A 25676-nucleotide genomic window follows, 5' to 3' on the forward strand; every position below is an offset into this window, starting at 1 on the left:
GATTTGAAAAGGGTCCGGGGCAGCGAACCGCCCCGGAACATGGTCACCCAAAGATCAGAAGATGTCTTTGAACTGTTCGATGTTGGAAGCGTCATAGACGAAGGGGTCCGCCATCGCGCCTTCGCTGTTTTCGTCCAGCTTGAGGCTTCCCATGCGGCCCATGGGGATTTCCGCGCCCGGACCGGCCTCGGCCTTGCCGGTGGCCAGGTTGTAGGCCAGCATCGTCGCCGAATAGCCCAGATCAATCGGATTCCAGATCGCAAAGGACTTGGACGCGCCGCTTTCGATTGCGCCCGCCATTTCCGACGGAAGGCCAAGCCCGGTCACATTGACCTGACCGATCTTGCCCGCATCCGCCACCGCTTGGGCGGCAGCCACGATGCCAACGCTGGTCGGCGCGATGATCGCGTCAAGATCCGGATAGGTTTGCATCAGGCCCGTCGCTTCGCGATAGCTTTTGTCCGCAAGATCATCACCATAGACGGTGCCGACGACCTCGATGCCCGGGTAATTGCCCATCACCTTGTTCATCTCGTCGATCCAGACGTTCTGGTTCGTCGAGGTGGTGGTGGCGGACAGCACCGCGACCTGGCCACCTTCGGGCAGCTCATCGGCGGCCAGCTTGATGATCATGTTGCCGATCAAGGGGTTGGACGACGGGTTCAGGTGCAACTGGCGACCTTCAGGCGCAACGCCCGAGTCCCAGCTGATCACGGTGATGCCGCGCTGCATGGCCTTTTTCAATGCCGGAACCAGCGCGTCGGTGTCGTTGGCAGACACGGCAATCGCGTCGACCTGCTGGGCGATCAGGCTGTTGATCACTTCGATCTGGCCTTCTGCGGTGGTGTCGGTCGGACCGGTATAGATCACCTCGACGTTGCCCAACTCGGCTGCCGCCTCGTTCGCGCCTTCGGCGGCCGCTTCGAAGAAACCGATGCCAAGCGCCTTGACCACCAGCGCGATACGCACCGGATCCTGCGCATGGGCCTGTCCAGCCAACATCAGAGATGCAAGGGCAGCGCCCCCGAAAAGTCTTCTGGTAATGCTCATGGTATCCTCCCGTTTTGAGCAAATGAAATAGGCCGGTTATGCCGACCCCTGTTCCGCCGCGGCGTTTTCTTGCGCCACGATCAGTTTGATATCTGCCGCCTCCAGCATCTGCGCGGCACGGTCGCTGATCCCGTCGTCGGTGATCACGACGTCGATCTTGGTCAGCGGGCACAGCACAAGGCTCGACCGGTTCTCGAATTTGGAGCTGTCCACCAGCACCACCAGTTCGTCCGCCTGGCCGATCAGCTTTTGTTCGGCCTGGATCAACAGCGGGTCCGCCTCCATCAGACCCAAGGGCCCCAGCCCCTGCGCCCCCATGAACATGCGCCGGGCATAGAAATTCCGCGTCACATCGTTTTCAAACGGTGACAGGATGATGTTTTGTTCGCGATAGATCGCCCCACCCGACAGCATGATCGTGTTCTTCGAATGCTTCAGCAGATGCTCGGCAATCGGGAATGAGTTGGTAAAGACCTGAAGGCGCCGCGTCGCCAGCGGGTGCACCATCTGAAAGGTCGTCGTGCCGCCGTTGATAATGATCGGTTCGCCATCTTCGCAGAGTTCAACAGCCGCCCGCGCGATCGCCTGCTTTTCCTTGATCTTCATCGTCTCGTTGACGGCAAAGGTGCGGCCGGCCAGCCCGACAAACTGAGGCGGTGTGATCGCTTCGGCCCCGCCGCGCACCCGGCGCAGTTTCTTTTGCATGTGCAATTGCGCGATGTCGCGTCGAACCGTCGCCTCGGAGACCCCAGTCAGGTTGCACAGGTCCACCACCGTCACGACCGGACGATCCTGAACTGCGGACAAAATGATCCTGTGACGCTCTTTCTCGTGCATCTGATCCTCCCTTGATTGCCTAAGCTGTGCAGATTCGTCGCATCTGTCAATCATTATCTGTCAATTTCAATCACTCAGCGATTATAGATGATTGCTTTTGATTGTTGGTGATTGACATTTCGACGCATCCCTCGCAGGTTCTGGGCAAGTCAGAGCAACGGGCCAACAGCGCCCAGCGGGAGGGAACCATGCTGAAAACGGCCCAAAATCAGCGCCTTGTGAACGGTTGGGACGATACCAAAGCCAGCGGAATGAGCGAATCTGAGAAGCTTCTCTATCGCTCGAACCTGCTTGGGTCGGACAAGCGGATCACCAATTACGGTGGCGGGAATACCTCGGCCAAGGTCATGGAACGCGATCCGTTAACCGGCGATCAGGCCCAAGTCCTTTGGGTCAAAGGGTCCGGTGGCGACGTCGGCAGCATCAAGATGGACGGATTTGCGACGCTGTACATGGACAAACTGCGCGCGCTGAAGGGGATTTATCGCGGTGTTGAATTTGAGGATGAGATGGTTGGCCTTCTGCCCCATTGCACCTTTAACCTGAACCCGCGCGCTGCCTCGATCGACACACCGCTGCATGCCTATGTGCCCCGCAAACACGTCGATCACATGCACCCAGATGCCATCATCGCCATCGCCGCATCAAGGAATTCACGCGACCTGACCGCCGAGATTTTCGGGGATGAGATTGGCTGGCTGCCGTGGAAACGCCCGGGTTATGAATTGGGTCTCTGGCTGGAAAGATTCTGCCTTGAGAACCCCAAGGCCAAGGGTGTTGTCCTTGAATCCCATGGGCTTTTCACGTGGGACGACGATGCCAAGGCCTGCTATGAATTGACACTTGACGTGATTCAGCGCGCGATGGACTGGTTCGAGACCAAGACCAAGGACACCCCGGCCTTTGGCGGCGCAATCCATCAAAGCCTGCCCGCCGAGGAACGCCGCGCCGTCGCTGCCCGCCTTATGCCCGCGATCCGCGGCATGGTGTCGGGCCAGCAGCACATGGTTGGCCATTTCGACGACAGCGACACAGTGCTGGATTTTGTGAACGCGCGCGACATGCAGCCCCTCGCCGCGCTAGGGACATCCTGCCCCGACCACTTCCTGCGCACCAAGATCCGCCCGCTTGTAGTCGCCTTCGATCCGGCGAAAAACAATCTTGATGAGGTCATGCAAGGCCTGCCCGACCAAGTCGCCGCCTACCGCGCGGATTACGCCGCCTATTACGAGCGCTGCAAACACGACAATTCGCCTGCCCTGCGGGACCCCAACGCGGTGGTCTATCTGATCCCCGGTGTCGGCATGCTGACCTTTGCCAAGGACAAGGCCACAGCCCGCATCTCGGGCGAATTTTATGTCAACGCTATCAACGTGATGCGTGGCGCCTCGGCAGTTTCAGACTACTGCGGCCTGCCCGAGCAGGAGGCCTTCGACATCGAATACTGGCTGCTCGAAGAGGCCAAGCTGCAACGCATGCCCGCACCGAAATCGCTGGCGGGCCGGGTGGCACTGGTGACCGGCGGCGCGGGCGGCATCGGCGCTGCCACAGCCGCGCGTTACTTGTCCGAAGGCGCATGCGTCATGTTGGCGGACATCGACGAAGCAGCATTGGCCGCGACCGCCGAGCAGCTCATCGCACGGTATTCGGGCGACGTGGTGCGCACCGTTTCGATGAACGTCACCGACGAGGCCGCGGTAATCGCGGCCTTTGGACAAACGGCGGTGGAATTCGGCGGCGTCGATATCCTTGTCAGCAATGCTGGCATCGCCTCGTCCGCCGCGATCGAAGACACAACGCTGGCTTTGTGGAACAAGAACATGGATATCCTGAGCACAGGATATTTCCTTGTCTCGCGTGAAGCCTTCAGGCTGATGCGGGCGCAGGATATTGGCGGCGCGGTGGTCTTTGTTGCCTCCAAGAACGGCCTCGCGGCAAGCCCTAACGCTTCGGCCTATTGCACAGCCAAAGCGGCGGAAATCCATCTTGCGCGTTGCCTGGCGCTGGAAGGCGCGGAGGCTGGCATTCGTGTGAATGTCGTGAACCCAGACGCCGTGCTGCGCGGCTCGAAAATCTGGGAAGGCGAATGGCTCGACCAACGCGCGTCGACCTATGGCACGGACAAGGACGGGTTGGAGGAAATGTACCGCAATCGGTCGTTGCTAAAACGCTCGGTCCTGCCCGAGGATATCGCCGAAGCCGCCTATTTTCTGGCTTCGGACAAATCCGCGAAATCGACCGGCAACATCCTGAACGTCGATGCGGGCAATGTGCAGGCATTCACACGCTGAGCGCAAATTCCTTTCAAAGGAATTTGCAAAAGTCTTTGAAAGACTTTTGCACCGGGAGGAGAGAAGACAATGACTTACGACAGCGCCAAAGCTCAATTCGCCGATTGGGGTGTGGATGCCGAGGCCGCCATTGAGCAACTTGCGGGCATCCCGATCTCGATGCACTGCTGGCAGGGCGACGACGTGGTGGGCTTTGAGACGAAAAGCGGCACCTCGGGCGGCGGCATTCAAGCCACCGGCAACCACCCGGGCCGCGCCCGCACTCCGGATGAGTTGCGCGCCGATCTGGAGTTTGCCTATGGCAATATCCCCGGTCGCCACCGCCTGAACCTGCACGCCATGTATATGGATACGGATGAGACCCCCGACCGGGACGAGATCGAATTCCGCCATTTCAGCCCTTGGGTGGACTGGGCCAGGGAGATCGGCATAGGGCTGGACTTCAATCCGACCTTCTTCGCCCATGCCAAGGCGGACGACAACCTGACCCTCGCCCACCCGGACAAGGGCATCCGCGACTTCTGGATCGAACATGGGCGCCGCACTCGGGACATCGCCGCGCAGATGGGCGCAGCGCAGGGCAATGCCTGTGTCAACAACATCTGGGTGCCGGACGGCTTCAAGGATACGCCAGTGGACCGGATGGCCGCACGCGCGCAACTCGAAGCCTCGCTCAATGACATGCTTGCGCCGAAACAGGATCCCGCGCAGATGCTGGATGCCGTGGAAAGCAAGCTTTTCGGCATCGGGGTCGAGGCATGTACAGTGGGCAGCCATGAATTCTACATGGGCTACGCGATCCGCAAAGACACGGTTCTGTGTCTGGATATGGGCCATTTCCACCCGACCGAGAACATTGCCGACAAGCTGAGCGCCGTGGCGCTTTCGGTCGATCAACTGCTGCTGCATGTCTCGCGCCCCATGCGCTGGGACAGTGATCATGTAATCCTGCAAAGCGACGATATCTTGCAGATGGGTCAGGAACTGGTCTTTTCGGGCTTGCTCGACCGGACCCGCATCGGGCTGGACTTCTTTGACGCCACGATCAGCCGCACGGCTGCTTGGGTGATTGGCACACGCAACATGCAAAAGGCCTTGTTGCGGGCGATGCTGCTGCCAGAGGCTCGGTTGAAGCAGGCGGAACGAGCGTTGGATTTCACCACCCGGTTCATGATGACCGAAGAGCTGAAGGATCTGCCATTTGGCGCGATCTGGGCCGAGTTCTGCACAAGGCACGACATGCCCTCCGGGCTGGCCCTGATCCGCGAACTGGACAGCTATCAAGCTCAGGTCGCCTCGCGCGGGTAATGCGCTGTGTTCCCCGGGTCAGACCCGGGGGGCCGCCTAGCGGTTCGCGCGCGCCAGCAATCCCACCGCCAAAAGTCCCACGGCAATCACCAGCATGGCCGCAGGCGCCGCGCCGCCAAGGTTCTCAAGCGAAGCCTGTTCGTGTACGCGCGTCGCCAGAGTCTCGTAATTGAACGGGCGCAGCAGCAGCGTTGCTGGCAGTTCCTTGACGCAATCGACAAAAACTAACAGCAAAGCCGAGGCGACCGAGGCCCGCATCAGCGGATAGTAGACCTCGACCAATGTCTGGCCCTGATTGCGCCCAAGGGATCGCGCCGCAGCCGCAAGGTTGGGGGATACACGCCCCATGGCCGCATCGGCGGCCCCCTGACCGATGGCAAAAAAGCGCACGCAATAGGCCAACACCAGCGCAAAGGCTGTGCCGGTCATGAACAGCCCCGGATCCCAGCCCGTCGCCGCCCAGATCGCATCGGCGATGGTATTGTCCAGCGCGGCCAGAGGGATCAGGATGCCCACCCCCAACACGGCGCCGGGTGCCGCATAGCCTATGGTCGTCACCGGCAGCAAGAGCCGCGGCAAACGCCGCCCCGACAGGCGCACGCCGTAAACCAGAAACACGCCTGCACCGACGGTAATCAGTGCCGCCAGCCCGCCCACTGTCAGCGTGTTCAGACCTGCCTGCCACAGCTCGGCGTCGCGCCAGTTCTTGGCATTGTCCAACGCGTGGCTAAAGATCACCCCGGCGGGCAGCACAAAACCCACGGCAAAAGGGATCGCGCAGGCCAAAGTCGCCGCCCACGCAGCACGGCCCGTCACAGGCTTGCGCGCAACGGGTCTGTGCCGCGTGGACAGGTTGAAAAACCGCATCTTCCGACGCGAGACTTTCTCCATCACCACCAGAAAAATCACCAGAAACAGCACAACGCTGGCGATTTGCGCCGCACCGCCCGCGTTATTGGCCTGAAGCCATGTGCTGAAAATCCCGGTCGTGAGGGTCTGCACCGCAAAATAGTCAACTGTGCCGAAGTCATTGACGCTTTCCATCATGACAATCGCCATACCAGCCGCGATGGCCGGACGCGCCAGAGGCAGTCCAACCCGCCAGAACCGACCGAATGCCCCGGTGCCAAGCGACTGCGCGACCTCTTCGGAAGCGCCGGATTGCTCGCGGAAGGCGGCGCGCGTCAGCAGGTAGATATAGGGGAACAGCGACGCCGAAAGCACAAGGATCGCCGCGCCCATGCTGCGGATCTGCGGGAACCAGTAATCCTGCGCGCTGCTCCAGCCAAAGACCCCGCGCAGGAACGTCTGCACCGGTCCGGCGTATTCCAGAAAATCCACCAGCGCATAGGCGCCCACATAGGCCGGAATCGCCAGCGGCAAAAGCAAGAGCCATTCAAGCCAGCGCCGCCCCGGAAAATCATAGCGTGACACCAGCCAAGCCGCGCCTGTCCCAACCATCGCAGACAACAGACCAACGCCGCTCATCAATATGGCGGTGTTCACCAAATAGCGCGGCAGCGTCGTTGCCAGAAGATGCGGCCAGATATTCTGCGACGGAAAGAGCGCGATCCACAGAACCGACAGGATCGGTGCCACCACGATCACCGCAATCGCCACAGCCCCCGCAGACCACGGGCTGACCCTTGGAAGGCGCAGTTTGGCGGGCGTGCTCTCGGTGACACTCATGGCTTGGCCTCCCTTGCTTGGTGGTTACTCTCGCAACGAAAGGGCTTATAGTGCAGCCGCGAGCTAACAAAAAGACCCCGACATGCAGGTTATCCTTCACACTGGCGTGCATTGCACGGATGACGACAGGCTGCTCAAGGGCCTTTTGCGCAATGCTGATGGCTGGCGGCACGAAGGCATTTCGATCCCCGGCCCAAGCAACTATCGCCAGCTTCTGTCCGAAGCGGTCAACAGTATTGCCGACGGGCGCCCCACACCAGATGCGCGCGAAGTGGTAATGGATGCAATCATGTCCGAAGACCCCGAGGATGTTCAGCGTCTGGTTCTGAGCCACGCCAATTTCTTTTGCGTCCCGAAACTGGCGCTCAGCGATGGGCTGCTTTACCGCATGGCTGAGCGGCGCCTGCGGACCCTGCGCAGGCTGTTCGCAGAGGATGAGCTGGAGTTGCACATCGGACTGCGCGATTTCGCGACCTGGCTGCCTGCCCTTCTGGCCAATTCCCCCCGGCAGCATCTGAACGATGTGTTATGCGGCGCCGACCCGATGCAACTGCGCTGGTCCCACCTGATCCACCGCATTCGGATGGAGCTGCCCGATGTGCCGATCACCGTCTGGGCGAACGAGGATACACCGTTGATCTGGGGACAACTGCTGCGCCGTCTTGCCGGGATCGCGCTGGACCGCAAGATAACCGGCGCGTTTGACATGCTCTCCGCTGTGATCGCGCCCGAGGGGATGCAGCGCTTTCGCGCGTTCCTCAAGGAAAACCCCGACGTCCCCGAGCCGCAAAAGCGCAAAATCATGGCCGCTTTCATGGACAAATACGCGATGGATGAAGCGGTCGAAGAGGAACTCGATCTGCCTGGTTGGGACGTGGCCTATGTCGATATGCTGACCGAGCTTTACGACGAAGACCTCTACCATATCGCCGGGATGGAGGGCGTGACTTTCGTCGCGCCCTGAGGCCGCCTTTCGCCCAAGCGAGGCTTTCAGATTTCAGAAGGACCAAGGGCAAATCAGCCCTTGGCAACCCGCCGAACCTTCAGGCCATTCCCAGCGCGGACTTGTACATTTCAAGCACCGCCTCTTCTTCGGCGATGTCGTCGGCGCTGCGTTTGCGCAGGGCGATCACCTTGCGCATGACCTTGGTGTCATAGCCGCGCGCCTTGGCCTCGGCCATGACCTCTTTTTGTTGCTCTGCGACTTCTTTCTTTTCTTCTTCCAGCCGCTCGAAACGTTCGATGAACTGGCGCAATTCGCCTGCCGCGATGCCGTAGCTGTCCGACGGTGTATCCTGCATGGGGTCTCTCCTGCCATATGGGCCTCAATCCGCCCTAGCTATCCAAGCGCAGCGCCTCCATCAAGAGGCCCCGCCCCTTGTCACGCCGCGCGCGCTGCTTTACGCCCCGAAGCCGTAGGATTTTGGCAAGGAAACGTGCAATGGATTTGCTGATCTGGATTGGAGCCGTGATCACCGTGGCCGGACTGGTGGGGCTGATCTGGTGCATCCTGCGAGTCGCGGGCGCACGCAAGGCCGGTCTGGATGACGACGCCCTGCGCGAGGTCGTGCGCAAAACCGTGACGTTGAACATGGCCGCTCTGTTCTGTTCGGTCATCGGGCTGATGATGGTGATAATGGGCGTCTTTCTGGGCTGAGCCTACAGGTCATCAAAGCTTTGGCCGTTCTTGACCAGTCGCGCCCATTCTGGCTGTGGAGTCCAGAAGTCGCGGTCGGGATGACCAAGCCGCTCCATTTCCTTCTGCACCGCGAACAGCCCCCAAAAGCTGACCGCCTTCATGATACCGCCGCGATGGCGTGGGACCTCAAGTCCCAGAATGCTGACCACGTCCAGATCCGAGGCCCGCTGGGCCTTGCCCTCGGTCAGAAGGCGCAGGCCTTCGTTGGCCATGGCGCCGATCACAAGGTGCACAATTTTTTCGGGGGCAAAGCTTTGCGCGGGGCGTTCGCGATCCAACAGCGCCTGAACCTGTCGTGACGGCGACGGCTTACCTTTGGACCAGTCGTAAAATCCTCCGCCTTCGGCCGCGCCCATGCGATCCTGCTCTTGTAGCATTGCCGACCAGTTACGCCCGTGCGCTGGCTGGATGTGCGCCATATCGCCAAGGCTGCGCTTGTCGCGTGCCTGAAACGGGCCGGTCGGTAATCCCCAATTGCGCAAAGCTGTGTCAATCTCATAGGGGCTTGCCCCCTGATCGATCAGAGCGTCCACCGCACGGTGCATCGCGGCGCCCAGCCGACCGGCCAACGTATCGTGGCTGGATTTCACAAGCACAGGCACCTTGCCCAGTTGGCCGGCCAAAACGGCGGCGCGCGCCACATCCGCCGCCTGCGCCTGCGGTCCGTGCAACACTTCAACAAGCCGCGTCGCGTAGACCGGGGGAACAAATCGCAGACCCAGCGCCTTGACGCGCGAAGGATAGGCCAGCAGGCGCACCGCCCCTTCGGACAGCGGCACTTCTTTTTGTCCCCGCGCGGCGAGGATTGCCATGTCGGCGCCTTGCGCCATCTCTTCGCTGCTACCCGTGGTCAACGCCCCCAGTCGCTTTTCGGACTGCTCGGCGCTTATGCCGCCACCAGCGACCGCGGCGTCAAAGATCGCCGTCAATTGGTCCCGGCTGATTTTCAAGATATCGGGATCGCGCGCGCCCCAGCGCAGGGAAAACCCCGCGTTGAGTGCCGTCACCACGATCTGCACCGCAAGGGGACCGGCCCCCAACACAGCCAAGACCTTAGTCTTAGGCGCGACGGTTCTGGGCAGATCAAAACGCGCCGCGCGGCGTTCGGCCTGAAAGGCATGGCGCAACCCGCGCGACCGCTGAGAACGCAGACACTCGGCGAAAATCTCGCTCTCCATGTCCAAACCCGCCTGGAAAGGCAGCAAAGCCGAAGCCTCGACCAGCGACAGGATTTGTGCCTCAGCACTGTCTTCATCGCCCGCCCAACGGGCCCGTCTTGCAGCGATCTCTTTTTGGAATTTCATGGGGTTGTCCGCGCCCGGCATCACCGCGCTCAGGGGGCGGCGCCCCCCGCCTTTTTGCAGCAGCCGTGCGCAAAAGGCCAAAGCCGCGCCGCGCACGTCGCCATCGGTCAGCGTATCGACCATGCGCTGCCCGGCCGCGTTGTCGGCGCTCAGGACGCGCCCCTCCATCAACATATCCAACGCCAGCGCCGCACCAACCAGACGCGGCAGACGCTGCGATCCGCCGGCTGACGGGGGCAGACCCAGATGGATTTGGGGAAAGCCAAAGCGCGTGCCCCGCTGCGCAACCCGGTAATGGCAAGACAGCGCCAGTTCCAATCCGCCGTCAAACACAGTCCCGGCAAGCGCCGCAACAACCGGTTTTTCAGAAAACTCCACCCGTTCGCACAGATCGCGCAACTGCGGCTCACCTGGCTCGGCGTCGTACTCCATCACGTCCGCGCCAGAAGGGAAGCTTTGCCCGGCGCCTATCAGGACAATCGCTTGTGCGCTGTCATCTTCTTCGGCGCGGTCGATCGCATCCATCAAGGCCGAGCGAACGGCCCGCGACAGTCCGTTCAAAGGAGGCTGCGCGACCTCAAGCACCGCGACGCCATGCTCGACCTTATACCCCACCATGATAGTCACCTGCCCAACTGCTCCAGACGGGCAGGCCACTTGCCGCCTGCCCTGCGCGTTTATCGCGCTTTGCGCAGGATTAGAGGCCAAAGACCGCCTCAAAACAAGCTTCAGGGCGCCGATGGGCCGAATCATGCCTTAAGGCGTGGCCGGAAGGACTCGCCTTGGGGCGCATATTTACAGAGGCATATTGTCGAATTGTTCCTCGACGCCTTCTTCATCGTCCCACGTCGCCAGATGGGCCTTGGCCCATGCCGGAGCCGTCTCACCCTTGGCTTCCAGACCAAGCACAGCTTCTTCAAGATGTGCCAATAGGTCGGCGCGTTCCTTGGCGGTTGCCTTGGCCAATTCAGCCTCCAGAGCCTCAAGCCGCTTTTGCAATTCAACTGACATTGTCTTTCCCCTATCCAGATGTGACGCGTCGCTCAGGCAGCGGCGCAGTTTCGACACAGCGCGGCATCCGGCACAACATCAAGCCGCGCTTCGGAAATTTCCTCGCCGCAGCGAACGCAGGTTCCATATTCCCCGTCGGCCATGCGCGTCAGCGCAGCCTTGATCCGGGCGATTTCCGCCTGTCCGCTTTCCCCCAATGCCTCAAGAACCTCTTCGCCCTCGCGTTCGACGGCCATGTCCTCCCAGTCTTTGGAATGTTCTTCGACAAGGGCTGCGCCGATCTCGTCCAGACGTCCGCCCAATTCCTTGAGCCGTCTGAGCAGGGCCAACTTGTACTTGTGGTGAGACATCAGAATCCTCCTATCAAAACCTGTGGTACACTTTGCCTGATTAGCCCTGCGACAACGTTGATACAGGTCAAGCACCACTGGGGGCTTGAAACACATTCGCATAAGTGTATATGTTCTATCGAAACAGAGGGAACGCTACCATGAAACCTGAAGTCACAGCATTCTTCGACGACGCCACCAATACCATTTCCTATGTCGTGCGCGATCCCAACGGCTCGGCCTGCGCAGTCATCGACTCGGTTTTGGACTTTGACTATTCCTCGGGCCGTACCGATACCAAATCCGCCGACGCCATCATCGCCTTCGTGAAGGAAAAGGGATACGAGTGTCAGTGGCTGCTGGAAACCCATGTCCACGCCGACCACCTCTCGGCCGCGCCCTACCTGCAAGACGCTTTGGGCGGCAAGATTGGCATCGGAGATCGCATCAAGATCGTGCAGGACACTTTTGGCAAGGTCTTCAACGAAGGCACCGAATTCCAGCGCGACGGTTCGCAATTCGACCAGTTGTTTGTCGAAGGCGACAGCGTTCATATCGGCCAGTTGCGCGTTGACGTCCTGCACACACCGGGGCACACGCCCGCCTGCCTGACCTATGTCATTGGCGACGCTGCCTTTGTCGGCGACACCTTGTTCATGCCCGATTTCGGAACCGCGCGCTGCGACTTCCCCGGCGGCTCTTCCGAGACGCTGTATGACTCGGTGCAGAAAATTCTCGCGCTGCCGGACGAAACCCGCATCTTTGTCGGTCATGACTACAAGGCGCCGGGCCGCGACACCTATGCATGGGAAACCACCGTGGGCGAGCAAAAGACGAAGAACGTCCATGTGGGCGCAGGCAAGACGAAAGAAGAGTTCGTCGAAATGCGCGACACACGCGACGCGACGCTGGATATGCCCAAGCTGATCATCCCGTCATTGCAGGTGAACATGCGTGCCGGACAGATGCCGCCTGCTGATGAGCAAGGCGATGTCTTCCTCAAGGTGCCGGTCAACAAGCTCTAAGTCGCCCGCTCGGCCCCCCTTGCCATCACGGCAAGGGGCAGAAGTCCGGGCTGCGGCCAAGAAAAACGGCCCCAATGCGAACGGGGCCGCCATTACAGGACAAAAGGAAACGCCAAAATGCCTATGGATTGGGTTTGGGGCCTGATCGGCGGTTTGCTGATCGGGACAGGTGGCGCCGTTTACCTTCTTGGGAACGGGCGCATCATGGGGGCCTCCGGGATTATCGGCGGGCTGGTGGATGGCTCGGGCCTCAGCACCAAGTGGGAGCGTCTCGTTTTCCTGCTGGGGGTGGCCGTGTTGCCGATCCTTCTGATGCCGTTCTACCGCACAGTCGACACGCATATCACCGACAACTATCTCGTGCTCGCAGCGGCTGGCCTGCTGGTTGGCGTTGGCACGCGGATCGCCAATGGTTGCACATCCGGGCATGGCGTCTGCGGCATGTCGCGGCTTTCTGTGCGCGGTTTCGTGGCCACACTTTGCTATATCGGCGCTGGCGGTTTCGGTGTGATCATCTTCCGCCATCTTCTGGGAGTAATCTGATGCTGACCCTGATCATTGCATTCATCGCAGGCGGCTTTTTCGGCGCGGGCCTGTTCGTTTCCGGCATGACCGACACCACCAAGGTGCAGGGCTGGCTCGACGTCTTCGGCAATTGGGACCCGACGCTGGCCTTCGTGATGGGCGGCGCCATGATTCCCATGGCCGTGGCCTGGTTGATCCGCCGCCGCCGCGTCACCGCCCTGAACGGCGCGCCTCTGCCGCCCGCGCCCTCGACCGAGATTGACAGCAAGCTGGTGTTTGGCTCGGTCATGTTTGGCATTGGCTGGGGGCTGGTCGGGCTTTGCCCGGGCCCGGCAATCGCATCGCTCAGCTACGGCGGGCCGGGGCTGTATGTCTTTGTCGCAGCGATGTTGACGGGTATGGTCGTGGCGCCCGTGTTGCGCGCACGTCTGGACAGAGCGGTGCCTGCGGAATAAGCCTTGTCGCATGACACCGCGCCAAATCACCCCCCGCTATCACGTGACCCCGCAGATCACCCCCGAGGACATTCCCGCCATCAAGGCGGCGGGCTATGTCCGGGTGATCTGCAATCGGCCAGACGCTGAAAATCCGCCCGACCTTCAGGCCGCTGCCGTCGGCGCCGCTGCCGAGGCGGCAGGGCTGGAGTTTCATGTCCTTCCCCTGACCCACCAGACCATGACCCCCGAGAATGTCGCCAAGCAAAAGGCGCTGTTCGAGGAGGCCGCCGGACCGGTTCTGGCCTATTGCGCCTCGGGTACGCGGTGCACGGTGATCTGGGCATTGGGACAGGTCGGGGAACGCACGGTCGACGACATCCTGTCTCAGGCGGCCCAAGGCGGTTATGATCTGGCTGGGTTGCGTCCGACGCTCGAGGCGATGGCTGCGCAAAGGGGCTGAACCGCCCGCGTTGATTATTCCTCGAAATCGAACTCGACGGGGGCTGACGCAAAGTCGCCGCCGATATCAGGCAAGGTTTCGCCGCCCTCGGCCGGGGCGGCGTCAAAGTCAAAATCGCCGCCGCCAAAGTCCATGTCGAATTCGCCTGCCTCGGCCGCGAAATCCATAGGCGGCAGATCGGGAAGTTCCTCCGCCGCGCCATCATCGAACCCGCCGCTGTCGAAGCCGCCCGCGTCGGCAATCGCTGGCAGTCCGGGCACCGATGCTGGCTCAGCGCTTTCGGCAAACCCATTGTCCGCCTGCTCGGACGAAGCGCGAGACGTGGCTCCGGCGCCCGCTGCTGCTGGCAGGGTCAGACGAACAGCGCGCATACCATTCAGCTGCCCAAGGCGACCAACAACAACCGTACGCCCGCGACCGGCCGACAGTTCCACCCTGTCCAAGGCATCATGCGGCAAGGGAACAAGATCACCGGGCTTAAGCGCCTGCGCCTTGTTCAAAGGCAGCGACAGATGCGCCAGCACTGCGTCCAACCGGGCTGGCACCCGCCCAAAGACCTCTTCATGCGGGCCAGGTCCCGCATTTTCCGCGCCATTGGCCCCGTTGCCCTTGGGTTTCCGCCGCTCCGGCAGGATGAACGACAGCTTGCCCCTGCGACGGCCAAGCGCGATATCCACCTCGGCATGGAAGGCGCGATAGCTGGCGGCATTTAGCAACAACCCAGCACTGCGCGCGTCCTCCAGCATGGCACCGAACTGGAACCCTTCGATCTGCGGCAGCAACGGATGCTCACCAAGGTTTTCGACAAAACGCTGCAAGGTGCCGTCGATCATCGGCGCCATCATGGCCGCGTCGGTCGGTGTCAAAACCCGGTCCGTGTCCACAGGCATCTGCGTAACCTGCTGGATGGTCTGAACCTCGATCAGTCCGGTGATGACTTCGCGGTCAATGACAACAAGGCCCAAGGCACCGTCAGGCCCATCAATGAGAATCAGCAGATCAGCGGGATTGAGCCCCTCGACCACGCCATCCTGATCCAGAACCTCGATGTTCACGCTTTGCGTGACCAGCGCGAGATCCCAGTTCACATCCGCAGTTCGCGAAAGCGCACGTCGCAAGGCCTTGGCTGGCGACATGCCGCGCGCTTCAAAAGCACGCTGCGCCGCCTGGGCCTTCTGCCCTAGAACGTCCTGTTGTGCGCCGTCAGCCATCCAAGAAATCGCCCATCACATCCTCTGCCTCAGGCTTTGGTTATGGAGCGATTTGGTTACCAACCGCTTTAAATGTGCGTGAAATTATTGCGCTGCCAAGGCTTCGTCCCCGGGCAACAGGATGCGGAAAGCACCGCCCCCCTGCCCCGGCAGATATGAGATATCGCCGCCAAGACGAGCCATGATCTGACGGCAAATGGCCAATCCCAGCCCCGCCCCGCCCGCTTCGCGATCGCTGACACGCGCGAATTTTTCAAAGATCACGTCCTGCTGATCGGGCGCCACCCCCGAGCCGTTGTCGATGAAATCCACCACCGCGCGGCCTTCGCTTTGACCTACGCGAATCTCAAGCGTCGGATTTGGCGCATCACAATACTTGCGCGCATTGGCGATCAGATTGATGCAGACCTGCGCCAGCCGGTCGATATCGGTGTGCAGCCAGAAAGCTTCGGAGGCGGTGTTGCGCCGGATCGTCAGCCCCTCGCTGCCCTGCGTTGCCGCTGCCACCGCGCGATCCAGAAGCGCGGACAGTTGCGCGCGACGAAGGTTCAGGCTGACTTGGCCATTTTCAAGCACGGACAGGTCCAGAAGGTCGTCCAGTAACCGGGTCAGGCGGATCGCCTCGTCGTGGATGATCGAGGAATAGCGAATCCGGTCTTCGGAGGCCAACCCCTCGGCGTCTCGCAGGATTTCCGAGAACGCACGGATCGAGGTCATCGGGGTGCGCAATTCGTGGCTGATCTGGCTCAGGAAGGCGTCTTTCTGCACCGAAAGCCGGGTCAGTTTTTCGTTCGCTTCGCGCAACTGGCGGGCGGTGCGCGTCAGTTCCTGCGACTGGGTCTCCAGTCGTGCGGAATACTCCATCATCTGTGCCGTCTCATCGGCCACGGCCATCAGGTCCTGCACCGACACGCTGGCGCCACCGACGATCTGGCTAACCATGGCATGGGCGGTCGCCGCCCCCACCGAACCGGACAACTCGCGTTCCAACACTTCCAAGAAGTCGGGTGTCGGATCGGGCAACAGGCCGGACACGCCCTGCTTGCGCGCTTCGCGCAGGAACAACGATTGCGCCTCTGGCGGGCCGAGGATGCGCTGCGCCATGACCATCAGATCTTCGGATTCGGCGATGCCGCCGGACCAGCTGCGGGTGCGGCTGGGGGCGCGACCGATGTTGACGAATTGCGCCCCTTGCAGACGCTCCAGCGGCGACGGGAAGCTCATCAGCGAGGCCGCGAAAAAGGCCACGGTGTTCAGCGAGAGCGACCACAGAACTGCGTGCAGCAAGGGGTCCAGCCCCTCGATCCCGAACAGCGCCTGTGGACGCAGCCAGCCGATCCCAAGCGGACCATGGTCAAACAACGTTGCAGGCAGCACCGTGCCGGGGCCAAAGCTGGGCAGGTAAAGCGTGTAAAGCCAGACGGCAAAGCCAACACTTAGCCCCGTCAGCGCGCCGATGCGCGTGGCCCCGCGCCAGAAGATGCCGCCGAGCATCGCTGGCAGCACCTGCGCCACGCCGGTAAACGAAATCAGACCAATAACCGATAGCGCCTCGCCCCCGCCGGAAAGCGAATAATAGAAATACCCAAGCGCCAGCACCCCAGCAATCGACAGACGCCGCGACAGCAGAACCACATGGCGCACGTCACCGGACACGCTGGCCCCCCCCTCGCGCCAGCGCAGCCAAAGCGGCATGACAATGTGGTTCGACACCATCGTCGACAGGGCAATCGCCGCCACAATGACCATCGAAGTGGCCGAGCTGAAGCCCCCGAGAAAGGACAGCATCGCCAGCCCCTCCTGACCATGGGCCAACGGTACAGTCAGCACGAACAGGTCGGGGTTGGCCCCTTCGGGCAAGACATCCAGCCCGACCACCGCGATGGGCACGATGAAAAGACTCATCAGCATCAGGTACAAAGGGAAAGCCCACGCAGCCATGCGCAGTTGCGCGTCATTGTCATTCTCGACCACCATCACCTGAAACATCCGCGGCAAACACAGAAAGGCGGCGGCGGACAACAGCATCAGGCCAGCCCACCGCCCCTCGTTCACCTCCCAGTGGCCAAGGCTGGAGGCATCGATCCTTGCCAGCGTCCCGGAAACGCCGCCGGATATCCCCCAGACCACAAATGCCCCCACCGCCAGCAATGCCGCCAGCTTGACGATCGCCTCGACCGCGATGGCCATGACCACGCCGTGATGGCGTTCATTGGCGTCCAGATTCCGGGTGCCGAAGATCACGGTAAAGATGGCAAGGCCTACCGCGACCCAAAAGGCGGTAAAGGGTTCGTCGGACTGGGCCATATCGCGTGCATCGGCAAAAACCTCGACCGAAAGGGTAACCGATTGCAGTTGCAGCGCGATATAAGGCGTGGTGCCGATCACCGCCAATAGCGTCACCCCAACGCCCAGCAGGTTCGACTTGCCATACCGAGATGAAATCAGATCGGCCACCGAGGTGATCCGCTGACTGCGCCCGATGCGCACCAGTTTGCGCAACACCCACCACCAGCCGACCAAAACAAGGCTCGGGCCCAGATAGATGGTCAGGTATTCGAAACCGTCACGCGCCGCCGCGCCGACCGCGCCGTAAAACGTCCAGGCGGTGCAATAGATCGACAAAGACAGTGTATAGATGATCGGTGAGCTGAGCCATGCCCCGCGCCCGCGCCGCGCCGCTTGTTCCGCGAAAAAGGCCACGGCGAACAGCATCAGCACATAGGCGACCGAAATCGCCGCCAGTGAGTTGATCGCTGTCACTGCCCGTCTCCGGTTCGGCCGGACTGTGCATCGCGTCGGCGCAAGGCAATGATCAGCAACCCTGCCGTGACCACAAGCCCCAGCCAAACCGAAAAGATGTAGATGATCGCGCCCGAGGCGCTGTGCGGTCTTTCTGGCAGCGCCCAAAGCAGCGGCACCCACCACAAGAGCAGCCCCAAGACCGGCAGCGCCCGAGCGGCATCGACGATGCGTCGACGACGATAGGTTTGCCGCTCGACGAACAGCGGGGTCTTTTGCGACAACGGCAATGCCGGATCGTCACTCATGCGGAACCAGTGACCTTACAGCGTTCAGCACTTCGGAATTAGAGAAAGGCTTGGTCATAAAACAATTCACCCCCGCACGTTCGGCCAGTTCGCGATCCTTGCTTTGGCCGCGGGCCGTCAGCATCAACACCGGCAGCCCCGCGGTTTCCGGTGCTTCGCGCAGGTCGCGCAGAATGTCATAGCCCGAGCGTCCCGGCAGCATGACATCCAAGATCAGCACGTCCGGCACCTTGGTCCGCACGATATCGACCGCATCGACGCCATTGGAATGCGTGTCCACCTGCCAGCCATCGCGCGACAGAATGAATCGAATGGCTTCGATGATATTTGGCTCATCCTCGATAAGCAGCACGTGGCCTGCCATTTCATCCCCCTCGTTTCCCGCAGCCCTCGTTTTGCCGATGGTCCTCCCTGCAGGTCGGATGACTTTAGGACCATAGTATTAGGCTGTCAAAACAGAGTTGGCGCATTATCATTTGATGCCCCGAAACGGCCGTCACACCCCCGCCAGAACCGAAGGCTCGCGCCGCCCCTTGCAATCGCTGAGCGGGCAGACGCGACAAGCTGTGCCCACATTGAGCGGCGCCACCCCACTGGACCGGGATTGTGCCGGACGGATCATCATATGCGCCTCGAAAAGAGGATCCGAGTTGACCGCGATTCCGCCCACCGGGCTTGCCAAAGCGTCCGCCTGATAGACGACCTCGTGCCGCCCCGGTTGCACCACCGGCAACGACAGCACCACCCAAGGGCGGTTGAGCGCGCGATACAACGGCCAAAGCGGACAAGCGGCGCCAAAACGGGGCATGGGGAAGTCCGGCAGCGGTTTGCGGTAACTCAGAACCCCGGAAGCGTCGCAGATCGCCAGACCAACGGGATCGGGCAGCACGTCGGCCGTCAGCGAGGCCAAGCGCCGCATGACACGCGCCGGATCAACCCCCAGAACCCGTGCAAGGGTCGCCGGATCGGGGCCATGATCGGCAAGCGGGCCCGCAAGCTGCGGGATGGGAATGGCGGCCGCGTCTTCGGCATAGCGGCGCAACCAGTCGGTCAACAAAGCCCGCGCCGTGGTCGACAACCCCTGCCCCAGACGCGCCGCTGCAGAGGCGACTGTGCCGCCCTCTTCGAGTTCGGGCACATGATGACCCGCGGCAGCAAGGGCTGTGTCCACCTCTTCCTGCGGCACGCCAAGCTCGGTTGCGGCATCGCTATCGGCCTCAAGGTATGTGACCAGCCCGCGCGAGGTTTCCGCCAGCCTTTCGCTGTCCTCGTGAATGTTGCGGTGGAACCGCGCCTGCCATTCCGGGTCCACATCGCCCGGTTCGGCCAGAATGGTGGCCGCGGAATGGATCGCCGTCACGGTCGACAGCATCTCGTGCAGGGAGGCCGCCAGATGCGGGTCGTGGGTCATCCTGTCGGTCAGGGTTTCAACGGTACGTTCGAGTGCAGCGATGCGTGCACGGCCATCGGCCATCAACTGTGCCCAACCGGGGAACCGGCCGGCGAATTCCTCGACCCGGTCCAGTTCGGCCCCCGCCTGCGGCGCGTCCGAGGCCGCTTCGCGCAGGGTTGCGATCAACGTCGCTTCGGCACCTTCGGTCAATGTCGTCGGTTCAACATCAAGAACCGAGGCGATATTGAGCAGCAACTTCCCGCCGATTCTGCGCCGGTTGTGTTCGATCAGATTAAGGTACGAGGCCGAAATCCCGGCCTTTCGGGCAAGATCTGCCTGTTTTACACCGCGCATAATGCGTCGCTCGCGGATGCGAGAGCCGGTCAGCGTGTCACGGGGCATTGACATTCCTCAAGTGTATTCAAGGGTTTTCTGCGATGCGACATAAAGAGATTTACAACTTGTTATAGACTATTGTTCAGTCGTTGACAAAAAAATTGTTTCGCACAAGAGGGTTGTTGCGAAACTTTACGTCTTGGCGCGATACTGGCTTTGCACAAACTGGTGCGCGAACCCGAGTTGAGGAGCTCGGCTTTGCATTTCACAATTTGGGAGGATTACATGTCCAAAACCAACCTGACACGTCGTGGCGTGATCAAGTCCGGCGCCGTCGTGGGCGCGGGCGTCGCATTGCCGACGATCTTCACCGCCTCGTCGGTGGCCGCATATACAAACGAGCCGACCGGCGGCTCTGTCACCCTCGGCTTCAACGTGCCCCAGACCGGCCCCTACGCTGACGAAGGCGCAGACGAGCTGCGCGCCTATGAGCTGGCTGTTGAGCACCTGAACGGTGGCGGCGATGGCGGCATGATGAACACCTTCTCCTCGAAGGCTCTGGATGGCTCCGGCATCCTCGGCAAGAAGGTCGAGTATGTGACCGGCGACACCCAGACCAAGTCTGACGCAGCACGTGCATCGGCAAAGTCGATGATCGAAAAAGACGGCGCTGTGATGATCACCGGCGGCTCGTCTTCGGGTGTGGCTGTGGCTGTGCAGGGTCTTTGCCAGGAAGCTGGCGTTATCTTCATGGCCGGTCTGACCCACTCGAACGACACCACCGGCAAGGACAAGAAGGCAAACGGTTTCCGTCACTTCTTCAACGGCTACATGTCCGCTGCCGCACTGGCACCGGTTCTGAAGTCGCTGTATGGCACCGATCGCAAGGCCTATCACCTGACCGCCGACTACACCTGGGGCTGGACTCAGCAGGAATCGATCGCAGCCGCGACCGAAGCCATGGGCTGGGAAACCGTCAACAACGTTCTGACCCCGCTGGCCGCGACGGACTTCTCGTCCTACATCGCGCCGGTTCTGAACTCGGGTGCCGACGTTCTGGTTCTGAACCACTACGGCGGAAACATGGTCAACTCGCTGACCAACGCTGTTCAGTTCGGTCTGCGCAACAAGCAGGTCAACGGCAAGAACTTCGAAATCGTCGTTCCGCTGTTCTCGCGCCTCATGGCACGCGGTGCTGGCGAGAACATCAAGGGCATCGTGGGTTCGACTAACTGGCATTGGTCGCTGCAGGATGAGGGCTCCAAGGCCTTCGTGAAGTCTTTCGGCACCAAGTACGGCTTCCCGCCGAGCCAGGCCGCGCACACCTGCTATGTGCAGACCCTGCTTTATGCAGACGCCTGCCAGCGCGCCGGAACCTTCAACCCCTGTGGTGTCGGCGAAGCCCTTGAGGGCTTTGAGTTCGACGGCATGGGCAACGGTCCGACCCTGTATCGCGCCGACGACCACCAGTGCTTCAAGGACGTGCTTGTCGTGAAGGGTAAAGAGAACCCGACCTCCGAGTTCGACCTTCTGGAAGTGGTCGAGGTTACTCCGGCTGCACAGGTTACCTACGCACCCGATCACCCGATGTTTGCGGGCGGTCAGCTGGGCAATTGCAACCCGGGCGCATAATGGCCAGGGGTGCGTGGAAACACGCGCCCCACCGCCCTTTTCTAGCGGAGACCCAAGCGATTTCCGCAGGTTACACAACGTAGAAATCGGCAGCTTAATCCCTCGTCCCTCGGCATCTCCGGGGGGCGCTCTCTACACTTAACCCGATGGTGGGGTCCATGGACGCAATCCTCCTGCAAATTCTCAACGGGCTCGACAAGGGCTCGGCCTATGCGCTGATCGCGCTTGGGCTTACACTCATCTTCGGCACGCTGGGCGTGGTGAACTTTGCCCACGGCGCCATCTTCATGATCGGTGCCTTCTGCTCCGTCACGCTGCAACGCTTCTTCAATCTGTCTTACGAAGTCATCGACGAGACGCAGAAGGACTTTCTTGGCAATCCGCTCAAGGTAAAGACCCCCTACGTCGAAAGCTGGTTTGGCCCGGATGTTGGCGGCACCATCATCGACTGGTCCGTGCCACTGGCGATCCTCTTTGCGATCCCGGTCATGTTGATCATCGGTTACGTGATGGAACGCGGGCTGATCAAGCATTTCTACAAGCGCCCGCACGCCGACCAGATCCTTGTGACCTTTGGCCTTGCCATCGTGCTGCAAGAGGTCATCAAGGCGATCTACGGCGCCAACCCGATCCAGACCCCGGCCCCCGAGATGCTTTCGGGCGTGGCCCAACTGGCTGAGGGTATCGTCTATCCGGTCTGGCGCATCGTCTATTTCTGTTTTGCCGTGGTCATCATCGGAGGGGTCTTTGCCTTCCTGCAATTCACCACTTTCGGGATGGTTGTTCGTGCGGGTATGGCGGATCGTGAAACCGTTGGCCTTCTGGGCATCGACATCGACAAACGCTTTACCATCATGTTTGGACTTGCGGCCGCAGTGGCGGGCCTTGCGGGTGTGATGTACGGGCCAATCAACGCGCCAAACTATCACATGGGCATGGACTTCCTCGTGCTTAGCTTCGTCGTGGTTGTTGTAGGCGGCATGGGCAGCTTGCCCGGCGCCGTTCTGGCGGGCTTTGTCCTCGGGATCCTCGAAAGCTTTGCCTCGACCACATGGGCGACCACCACCCTGCCCGGCATCAACCAGATCATCATCTACCTTGTCGCCATTATCATCCTTCTGACCCGTCCGCGCGGTCTGATGGGTCGTAAAGGCGTGATGGAGGAATAATCAGCCATGTTCGGACTTGAAAAGAACGACAGCAAACTGCTGGTCATCGTCGCAATCCTGACGTTGCTGGCCCCTTTCATCCTCAACCCCTTTCCCGAAGGCTCGGCCATGGCGCAGTTCAACGCCGGCTATCCCGACCTGATGCAGCGCTTTGTGATCTTCGGGATCTTTGCCATCGGCTTTAACATCCTCTTTGGCCTGACAGGGTATCTGAGCTTTGGTCACGCCGCGTTCCTGGGTGTCGGATCGTACTCGGCGGTCTGGATGTTCAAGCTGCTCAGCATGAACATCATTCCGGCAATCGCCCTTTCGGTGGTAATCTCGGGGCTCTTCGCCATCGTCATCGGCTATGTGTCGCTGCGCCGCTCGGGGATCTACTTCTCGATCCTGACCTTGGCCTTTGCGCAGATGTCCTTTGCGCTGGCCTATTCAGTGCTGACACCGCTGACCAACGGCGAAACCGGCCTGCAGCTGACGCTGGACGATCCGCGCATCCTTGGCACGTCGGCGGGCGAAGGCGGCTCGATCCCGGTGACCAACCTGTTCGGTCTGGAAATGCGCTCTGCCTTTGACATGGCGATCGGACCGTGGAGCTTTACCTTCTCGGTTGGCTACTACGTCTGTGCTGTGTCCCTGCTGATCGCTTTCTACCTTGCGATCCGTATCTTCCGGTCGCCCTTTGGCCTGATGCTGAGGGCGATCAAATCAAACCAACAGCGCCTGAACTACACCGGCCTGAACGCACGCCCCTACACGCTGGCTGCTTTTGTGATCTCTGGCATGTATGCCGGACTTGCTGGCGGCCTTCTGGCTGCAATGGACCCGCTGGCAGGCGCCGAGCGCATGCAGTGGACCGCCTCGGGCGAGGTTGTTCTGATGACCATCCTCGGCGGTGCGGGCACCCTGATCGGCCCGGTACTGGGCGCGGGTTTCATCAAGTACGCCGAAAACATCTTCTCCAAGATCAACGAGAATGTGCTGCATGGCTGGTTCAGCTTCCTGCCCGACTCGATCGAAGACGGCGTTGTCTGGCTTACCTCGAACTTTGTCGGCGAAGGCTGGCATCTCACGCTGGGCCTGATCTTCATGCTGGTCGTGACCTTCCTGCCCGGTGGCCTTGTCGAAGGCGGCCAGCGCATCGCGCGGCTGTTCAAGGGCAAGAAAGCCAGGGACAACGATAAATCCGCCAGCACTGAACCCGCGGAATAAGGAGACGGACAGATGGGAATTCTTGAAGTCAAAGACGTCAACAAGCGTTTCGGCGGGTTGCAGGCCCTTGGCAACGTGAACCTCTCGGTCAAAGAGAACACGGTTCACGCCATCATCGGCCCCAACGGCGCGGGCAAATCGACGCTTCTCAACTGCCTTGTGGGCAAGCTGATCCCCGACACCGGCTCGGTCATGTTTGACGGGCAGTCGGTTCTGGGCCGCAAACCCTACGAGATCAACCAGATGGGCATCAGCCGGGTCTTCCAGACCCCCGAGATTTTCGGAGACCTCACGGTGTTCGAGAATATGATGATCCCGATCTTTGCCAAACGCGATGGCGCTTTCCGCCTGCACGCCATCGAAAGCGTGCAGAATGAAAAGCAACTGCGGGAACAGGCCGAACAGATGCTCGACGACGTGAACATGCTGGACAAGCGCAACATGCACACAGCCTCGATGTCGCGCGGTGACAAACGACGGCTCGAAATGGCCATGTGTCTGGTGCAGGAACCAAAGCTGTTGTTGCTGGACGAGCCGACAGCGGGCATGGCGCGCGCCGATACCAACAACACGATCGACCTGCTCAAGGAGATAAAGCAAAAGCGCGACATCACCATGGCGATCATCGAACACGACATGCACGTGGTGTTCAGCCTTGCCGACCGGATCACCGTTCTTGCGCAGGGCACCCCCCTGGTCGAAGACGCGCCGGAAAACATCAAAGGCCACCCGAAGGTTCAAGAAGCCTATCTTGGCGAAGCCCACTGAGGAGATACCAAAATGAACGTACGTCCGGATTTCTCCAAGAACGCCAACCTGGCCGAAACGGCTCCGGCCTTCCTCTCGGTCTGGGACATGCACAGCTATTATGGCGAAAGCTATATCGTGCAGGGCATTTCCTTTAACGTGCACGAAGGCGAGATCCTTGCCCTTCTGGGCCGCAATGGCGCCGGCAAGACCACCACGCTGCGCTCGATTGCGCGCCTTGATGATCCGCAGGTCAACAAGGGCGAGATCTGGCTGGATCACCAACCGCTGCACACGATGAAAAGTTATCAGGCGGCCACCGTCGGTCTGGGCCTCGTGCCCGAAGATCGCCGCATCATCCCCGGCCTGACCGTTGAGGAAAACCTCAAACTGGCACAGATCGCCCCGCCGATTGGTTGGTCCATCGAGCGTCTGTATGAACTGTTCCCCCGCCTTGGCGAGCGCCGCAATCAAGAAGGTGTGACGCTTTCCGGCGGCGAACAGCAGATGCTGGCGATTGCGCGGGCTTTGGCGCGCGACATCAAGGTGCTGTTGCTGGACGAACCTTACGAAGGTCTGGCGCCGGTTATCGTCGACGAGATCGAAAAAACACTGCGCCACATCAAGGAACAGGGCATGACCACGATCATCGTCGAGCAGAATGCCGTGCGTGCGCTGCAGCTGGCCGACCGCGCGGTGATCCTTGATACCGGGTCTATCGTCTTTGACGGCTCGGCCGCAGAAGTTCTTGAAAACCAGGAACTGCGCGCGGAATACCTCGCAATCTGAGTAAATTCCCGGCCCTACGCGACCAAAGTGGTCTTGATCTTGGGGGCCGGGACCTGTTCCCTGCCCCCAAATAATTTGTGGAGGAGCCACCCATGAGCAAGACCTATCCGCCGAGTGCCGAGATGTCGGCGCATGCCAACATTGACGCGGCGACTTATGATGCGATGTATGCGCA

General features: G+C 60.9%; 25 protein-coding genes. 13 read left to right on the forward strand and 12 right to left on the reverse strand.

The annotated features are described in order from the left end of the window. Positions 1 to 54: 54 nt before the first annotated feature. Both rhaS and ACOYQJ_RS23595 read right to left on the reverse strand, forming a co-directional pair. A complete protein-coding gene (gene rhaS / locus ACOYQJ_RS23590) occupies positions 55 to 1050 on the reverse strand; it encodes a rhamnose ABC transporter substrate-binding protein (protein WP_422908361.1) in 996 nt (331 codons plus the stop codon). 36 nt (positions 1051 to 1086) lie between these two features. Beyond that, on the reverse strand, positions 1087 to 1887 hold the full coding sequence (locus tag ACOYQJ_RS23595; RefSeq protein WP_422908362.1) for a DeoR/GlpR family DNA-binding transcription regulator: 801 nt from the start codon (positions 1885 to 1887) through the stop codon (positions 1087 to 1089). Positions 1888 to 2075: 188 nt separating this feature from the next. Here ACOYQJ_RS23595 and ACOYQJ_RS23600 point away from each other — a divergent pair, with 188 nt between their 5' ends. Together ACOYQJ_RS23600 and ACOYQJ_RS23605 are read left to right on the forward strand one after the other, a co-directional pair. Continuing rightward, positions 2076 to 4178 (forward strand): bifunctional rhamnulose-1-phosphate aldolase/short-chain dehydrogenase, encoded by a 2103-nt coding sequence (locus tag ACOYQJ_RS23600; RefSeq protein ID WP_422908363.1) that lies wholly within the window; start codon positions 2076 to 2078, stop codon positions 4176 to 4178. 69 nt (positions 4179 to 4247) lie between these two features. Continuing rightward, positions 4248 to 5486: an L-rhamnose isomerase gene (locus ACOYQJ_RS23605; RefSeq protein ID WP_422908364.1), complete on the forward strand. Its 1239-nt coding sequence runs from the start codon at positions 4248 to 4250 to the stop codon at positions 5484 to 5486. Positions 5487 to 5522: 36 nt separating this feature from the next. On the opposite strand, the gene ACOYQJ_RS23610 is transcribed toward ACOYQJ_RS23605, so the two are convergent. Beyond that, positions 5523 to 7175 carry an ABC transporter permease gene (locus ACOYQJ_RS23610; RefSeq protein ID WP_422908365.1) on the reverse strand — a complete coding sequence of 551 codons (1653 nt, stop codon included), beginning with the start codon at positions 7173 to 7175 and terminating at the stop codon, positions 5523 to 5525. Between the two features lie 82 nt (positions 7176 to 7257). Here ACOYQJ_RS23610 and ACOYQJ_RS23615 point away from each other — a divergent pair, with 82 nt between their 5' ends. Next, the gene (locus tag ACOYQJ_RS23615) at positions 7258 to 8139 is read left to right on the forward strand and encodes a hypothetical protein (protein WP_422908366.1); all 882 of its coding nucleotides are present in this window, start codon (positions 7258 to 7260) and stop codon (positions 8137 to 8139) included. 79 nt (positions 8140 to 8218) lie between these two features. Here the strand turns inward: ACOYQJ_RS23615 and ACOYQJ_RS23620 are convergent, their stop codons facing one another. Beyond that, a complete protein-coding gene (locus ACOYQJ_RS23620) occupies positions 8219 to 8476 on the reverse strand; it encodes a DUF2312 domain-containing protein (protein ID WP_422908367.1) in 258 nt (85 codons plus the stop codon). 140 nt (positions 8477 to 8616) lie between these two features. Here ACOYQJ_RS23620 and ACOYQJ_RS23625 point away from each other — a divergent pair, with 140 nt between their 5' ends. Then, positions 8617 to 8832 (forward strand): hypothetical protein, encoded by a 216-nt coding sequence (locus ACOYQJ_RS23625; RefSeq protein ID WP_422908368.1) that lies wholly within the window; start codon positions 8617 to 8619, stop codon positions 8830 to 8832. Positions 8833 to 8834: 2 nt separating this feature from the next. Here ACOYQJ_RS23625 and ACOYQJ_RS23630 read toward each other — a convergent pair whose 3' ends face one another. The 3 genes from ACOYQJ_RS23630 to ACOYQJ_RS23640 all read right to left on the reverse strand — a co-directional run bounded on the left by ACOYQJ_RS23630 (position 8835) and on the right by ACOYQJ_RS23640 (position 11539). Beyond that, positions 8835 to 10796, reverse strand: a complete 1962-nt coding sequence (locus ACOYQJ_RS23630) for an enoyl-CoA hydratase-related protein (RefSeq protein WP_422908369.1) — start codon at positions 10794 to 10796, stop codon at positions 8835 to 8837. 177 nt (positions 10797 to 10973) lie between these two features. Further along, entirely contained in the window at positions 10974 to 11189 is a 216-nt protein-coding gene (locus ACOYQJ_RS23635) for a hypothetical protein (RefSeq protein WP_422908370.1), read from the reverse strand. Between the two features lie 32 nt (positions 11190 to 11221). Then, positions 11222 to 11539, reverse strand: a complete 318-nt coding sequence (locus ACOYQJ_RS23640; protein WP_422908371.1) for a TraR/DksA family transcriptional regulator — start codon at positions 11537 to 11539, stop codon at positions 11222 to 11224. A gap of 140 nt (positions 11540 to 11679) precedes the next feature. On the opposite strand from ACOYQJ_RS23640, the gene ACOYQJ_RS23645 reads away from it, so the two are divergent. The 4 genes from ACOYQJ_RS23645 (at position 11680) to ACOYQJ_RS23660 (ending at position 13965) form a co-directional block, all read left to right on the forward strand. Further along, entirely contained in the window at positions 11680 to 12543 is an 864-nt protein-coding gene (locus ACOYQJ_RS23645) for an MBL fold metallo-hydrolase (RefSeq protein WP_422908372.1), read from the forward strand. Between the two features lie 117 nt (positions 12544 to 12660). After that, positions 12661 to 13086, forward strand: a complete 426-nt coding sequence (locus tag ACOYQJ_RS23650) for a YeeE/YedE family protein (RefSeq protein WP_422908373.1) — start codon at positions 12661 to 12663, stop codon at positions 13084 to 13086. Next, entirely contained in the window at positions 13086 to 13523 is a 438-nt protein-coding gene (locus ACOYQJ_RS23655) for a DUF6691 family protein (RefSeq protein ID WP_422908374.1), read from the forward strand. Before ACOYQJ_RS23650 ends, ACOYQJ_RS23655 begins: the two co-directional genes overlap by 1 nt. A 10-nt stretch (positions 13524 to 13533) precedes the next feature. Then, entirely contained in the window at positions 13534 to 13965 is a 432-nt protein-coding gene (locus tag ACOYQJ_RS23660; RefSeq protein ID WP_422908375.1) for a protein tyrosine phosphatase family protein, read from the forward strand. A gap of 14 nt (positions 13966 to 13979) precedes the next feature. Here ACOYQJ_RS23660 and ACOYQJ_RS23665 read toward each other — a convergent pair whose 3' ends face one another. The 5 genes from ACOYQJ_RS23665 to ACOYQJ_RS23685 all read right to left on the reverse strand — a co-directional run bounded on the left by ACOYQJ_RS23665 (position 13980) and on the right by ACOYQJ_RS23685 (position 20021). After that, positions 13980 to 15176 carry a FliM/FliN family flagellar motor C-terminal domain-containing protein gene (locus ACOYQJ_RS23665; RefSeq protein WP_422908376.1) on the reverse strand — a complete coding sequence of 399 codons (1197 nt, stop codon included), beginning with the start codon at positions 15174 to 15176 and terminating at the stop codon, positions 13980 to 13982. A gap of 84 nt (positions 15177 to 15260) precedes the next feature. Continuing rightward, positions 15261 to 17939 carry an ATP-binding protein gene (locus tag ACOYQJ_RS23670; protein ID WP_422908377.1) on the reverse strand — a complete coding sequence of 893 codons (2679 nt, stop codon included), beginning with the start codon at positions 17937 to 17939 and terminating at the stop codon, positions 15261 to 15263. Further along, on the reverse strand, positions 17936 to 18226 hold the full coding sequence (locus ACOYQJ_RS23675) for a hypothetical protein (protein WP_422908378.1): 291 nt from the start codon (positions 18224 to 18226) through the stop codon (positions 17936 to 17938). Before ACOYQJ_RS23675 ends, ACOYQJ_RS23670 begins: the two co-directional genes overlap by 4 nt. After that, a complete protein-coding gene (locus tag ACOYQJ_RS23680) occupies positions 18219 to 18590 on the reverse strand; it encodes a response regulator transcription factor (protein ID WP_422908379.1) in 372 nt (123 codons plus the stop codon). The genes ACOYQJ_RS23675 and ACOYQJ_RS23680 overlap by 8 nt, the downstream gene beginning before the upstream one ends. 132 nt (positions 18591 to 18722) lie before the next feature. Further along, positions 18723 to 20021, reverse strand: coding sequence for a helix-turn-helix domain-containing protein (locus ACOYQJ_RS23685; protein ID WP_422908380.1), 1299 nt, complete (start codon positions 20019 to 20021; stop codon positions 18723 to 18725). 219 nt (positions 20022 to 20240) lie between these two features. Here ACOYQJ_RS23685 and ACOYQJ_RS23690 point away from each other — a divergent pair, with 219 nt between their 5' ends. The 5 genes from ACOYQJ_RS23690 (at position 20241) to ACOYQJ_RS23710 (ending at position 25501) form a co-directional block, all read left to right on the forward strand. Continuing rightward, complete coding sequence (locus ACOYQJ_RS23690; RefSeq protein ID WP_422908381.1) at positions 20241 to 21587, forward strand: substrate-binding protein; 1347 nt, start codon at positions 20241 to 20243, stop codon at positions 21585 to 21587. Positions 21588 to 21745: 158 nt separating this feature from the next. Then, positions 21746 to 22756, forward strand: coding sequence for a branched-chain amino acid ABC transporter permease (locus tag ACOYQJ_RS23695; RefSeq protein ID WP_422908382.1), 1011 nt, complete (start codon positions 21746 to 21748; stop codon positions 22754 to 22756). Between the two features lie 6 nt (positions 22757 to 22762). After that, positions 22763 to 23965, forward strand: a complete 1203-nt coding sequence (locus ACOYQJ_RS23700; RefSeq protein ID WP_422908383.1) for a branched-chain amino acid ABC transporter permease — start codon at positions 22763 to 22765, stop codon at positions 23963 to 23965. A 12-nt stretch (positions 23966 to 23977) separates the two neighbouring features. Next, the gene (locus ACOYQJ_RS23705) at positions 23978 to 24733 is read left to right on the forward strand and encodes an ABC transporter ATP-binding protein (RefSeq protein WP_422908384.1); all 756 of its coding nucleotides are present in this window, start codon (positions 23978 to 23980) and stop codon (positions 24731 to 24733) included. A gap of 12 nt (positions 24734 to 24745) precedes the next feature. Next, the gene (locus ACOYQJ_RS23710) at positions 24746 to 25501 is read left to right on the forward strand and encodes an ABC transporter ATP-binding protein (protein WP_422908385.1); all 756 of its coding nucleotides are present in this window, start codon (positions 24746 to 24748) and stop codon (positions 25499 to 25501) included. The last annotated feature ends 175 nt before the right edge of the window (positions 25502 to 25676 follow it).

This window comes from Pacificoceanicola algae (assembly GCF_049341065.1).
Classification (GTDB): domain Bacteria; phylum Pseudomonadota; class Alphaproteobacteria; order Rhodobacterales; family Rhodobacteraceae; genus Pacificoceanicola.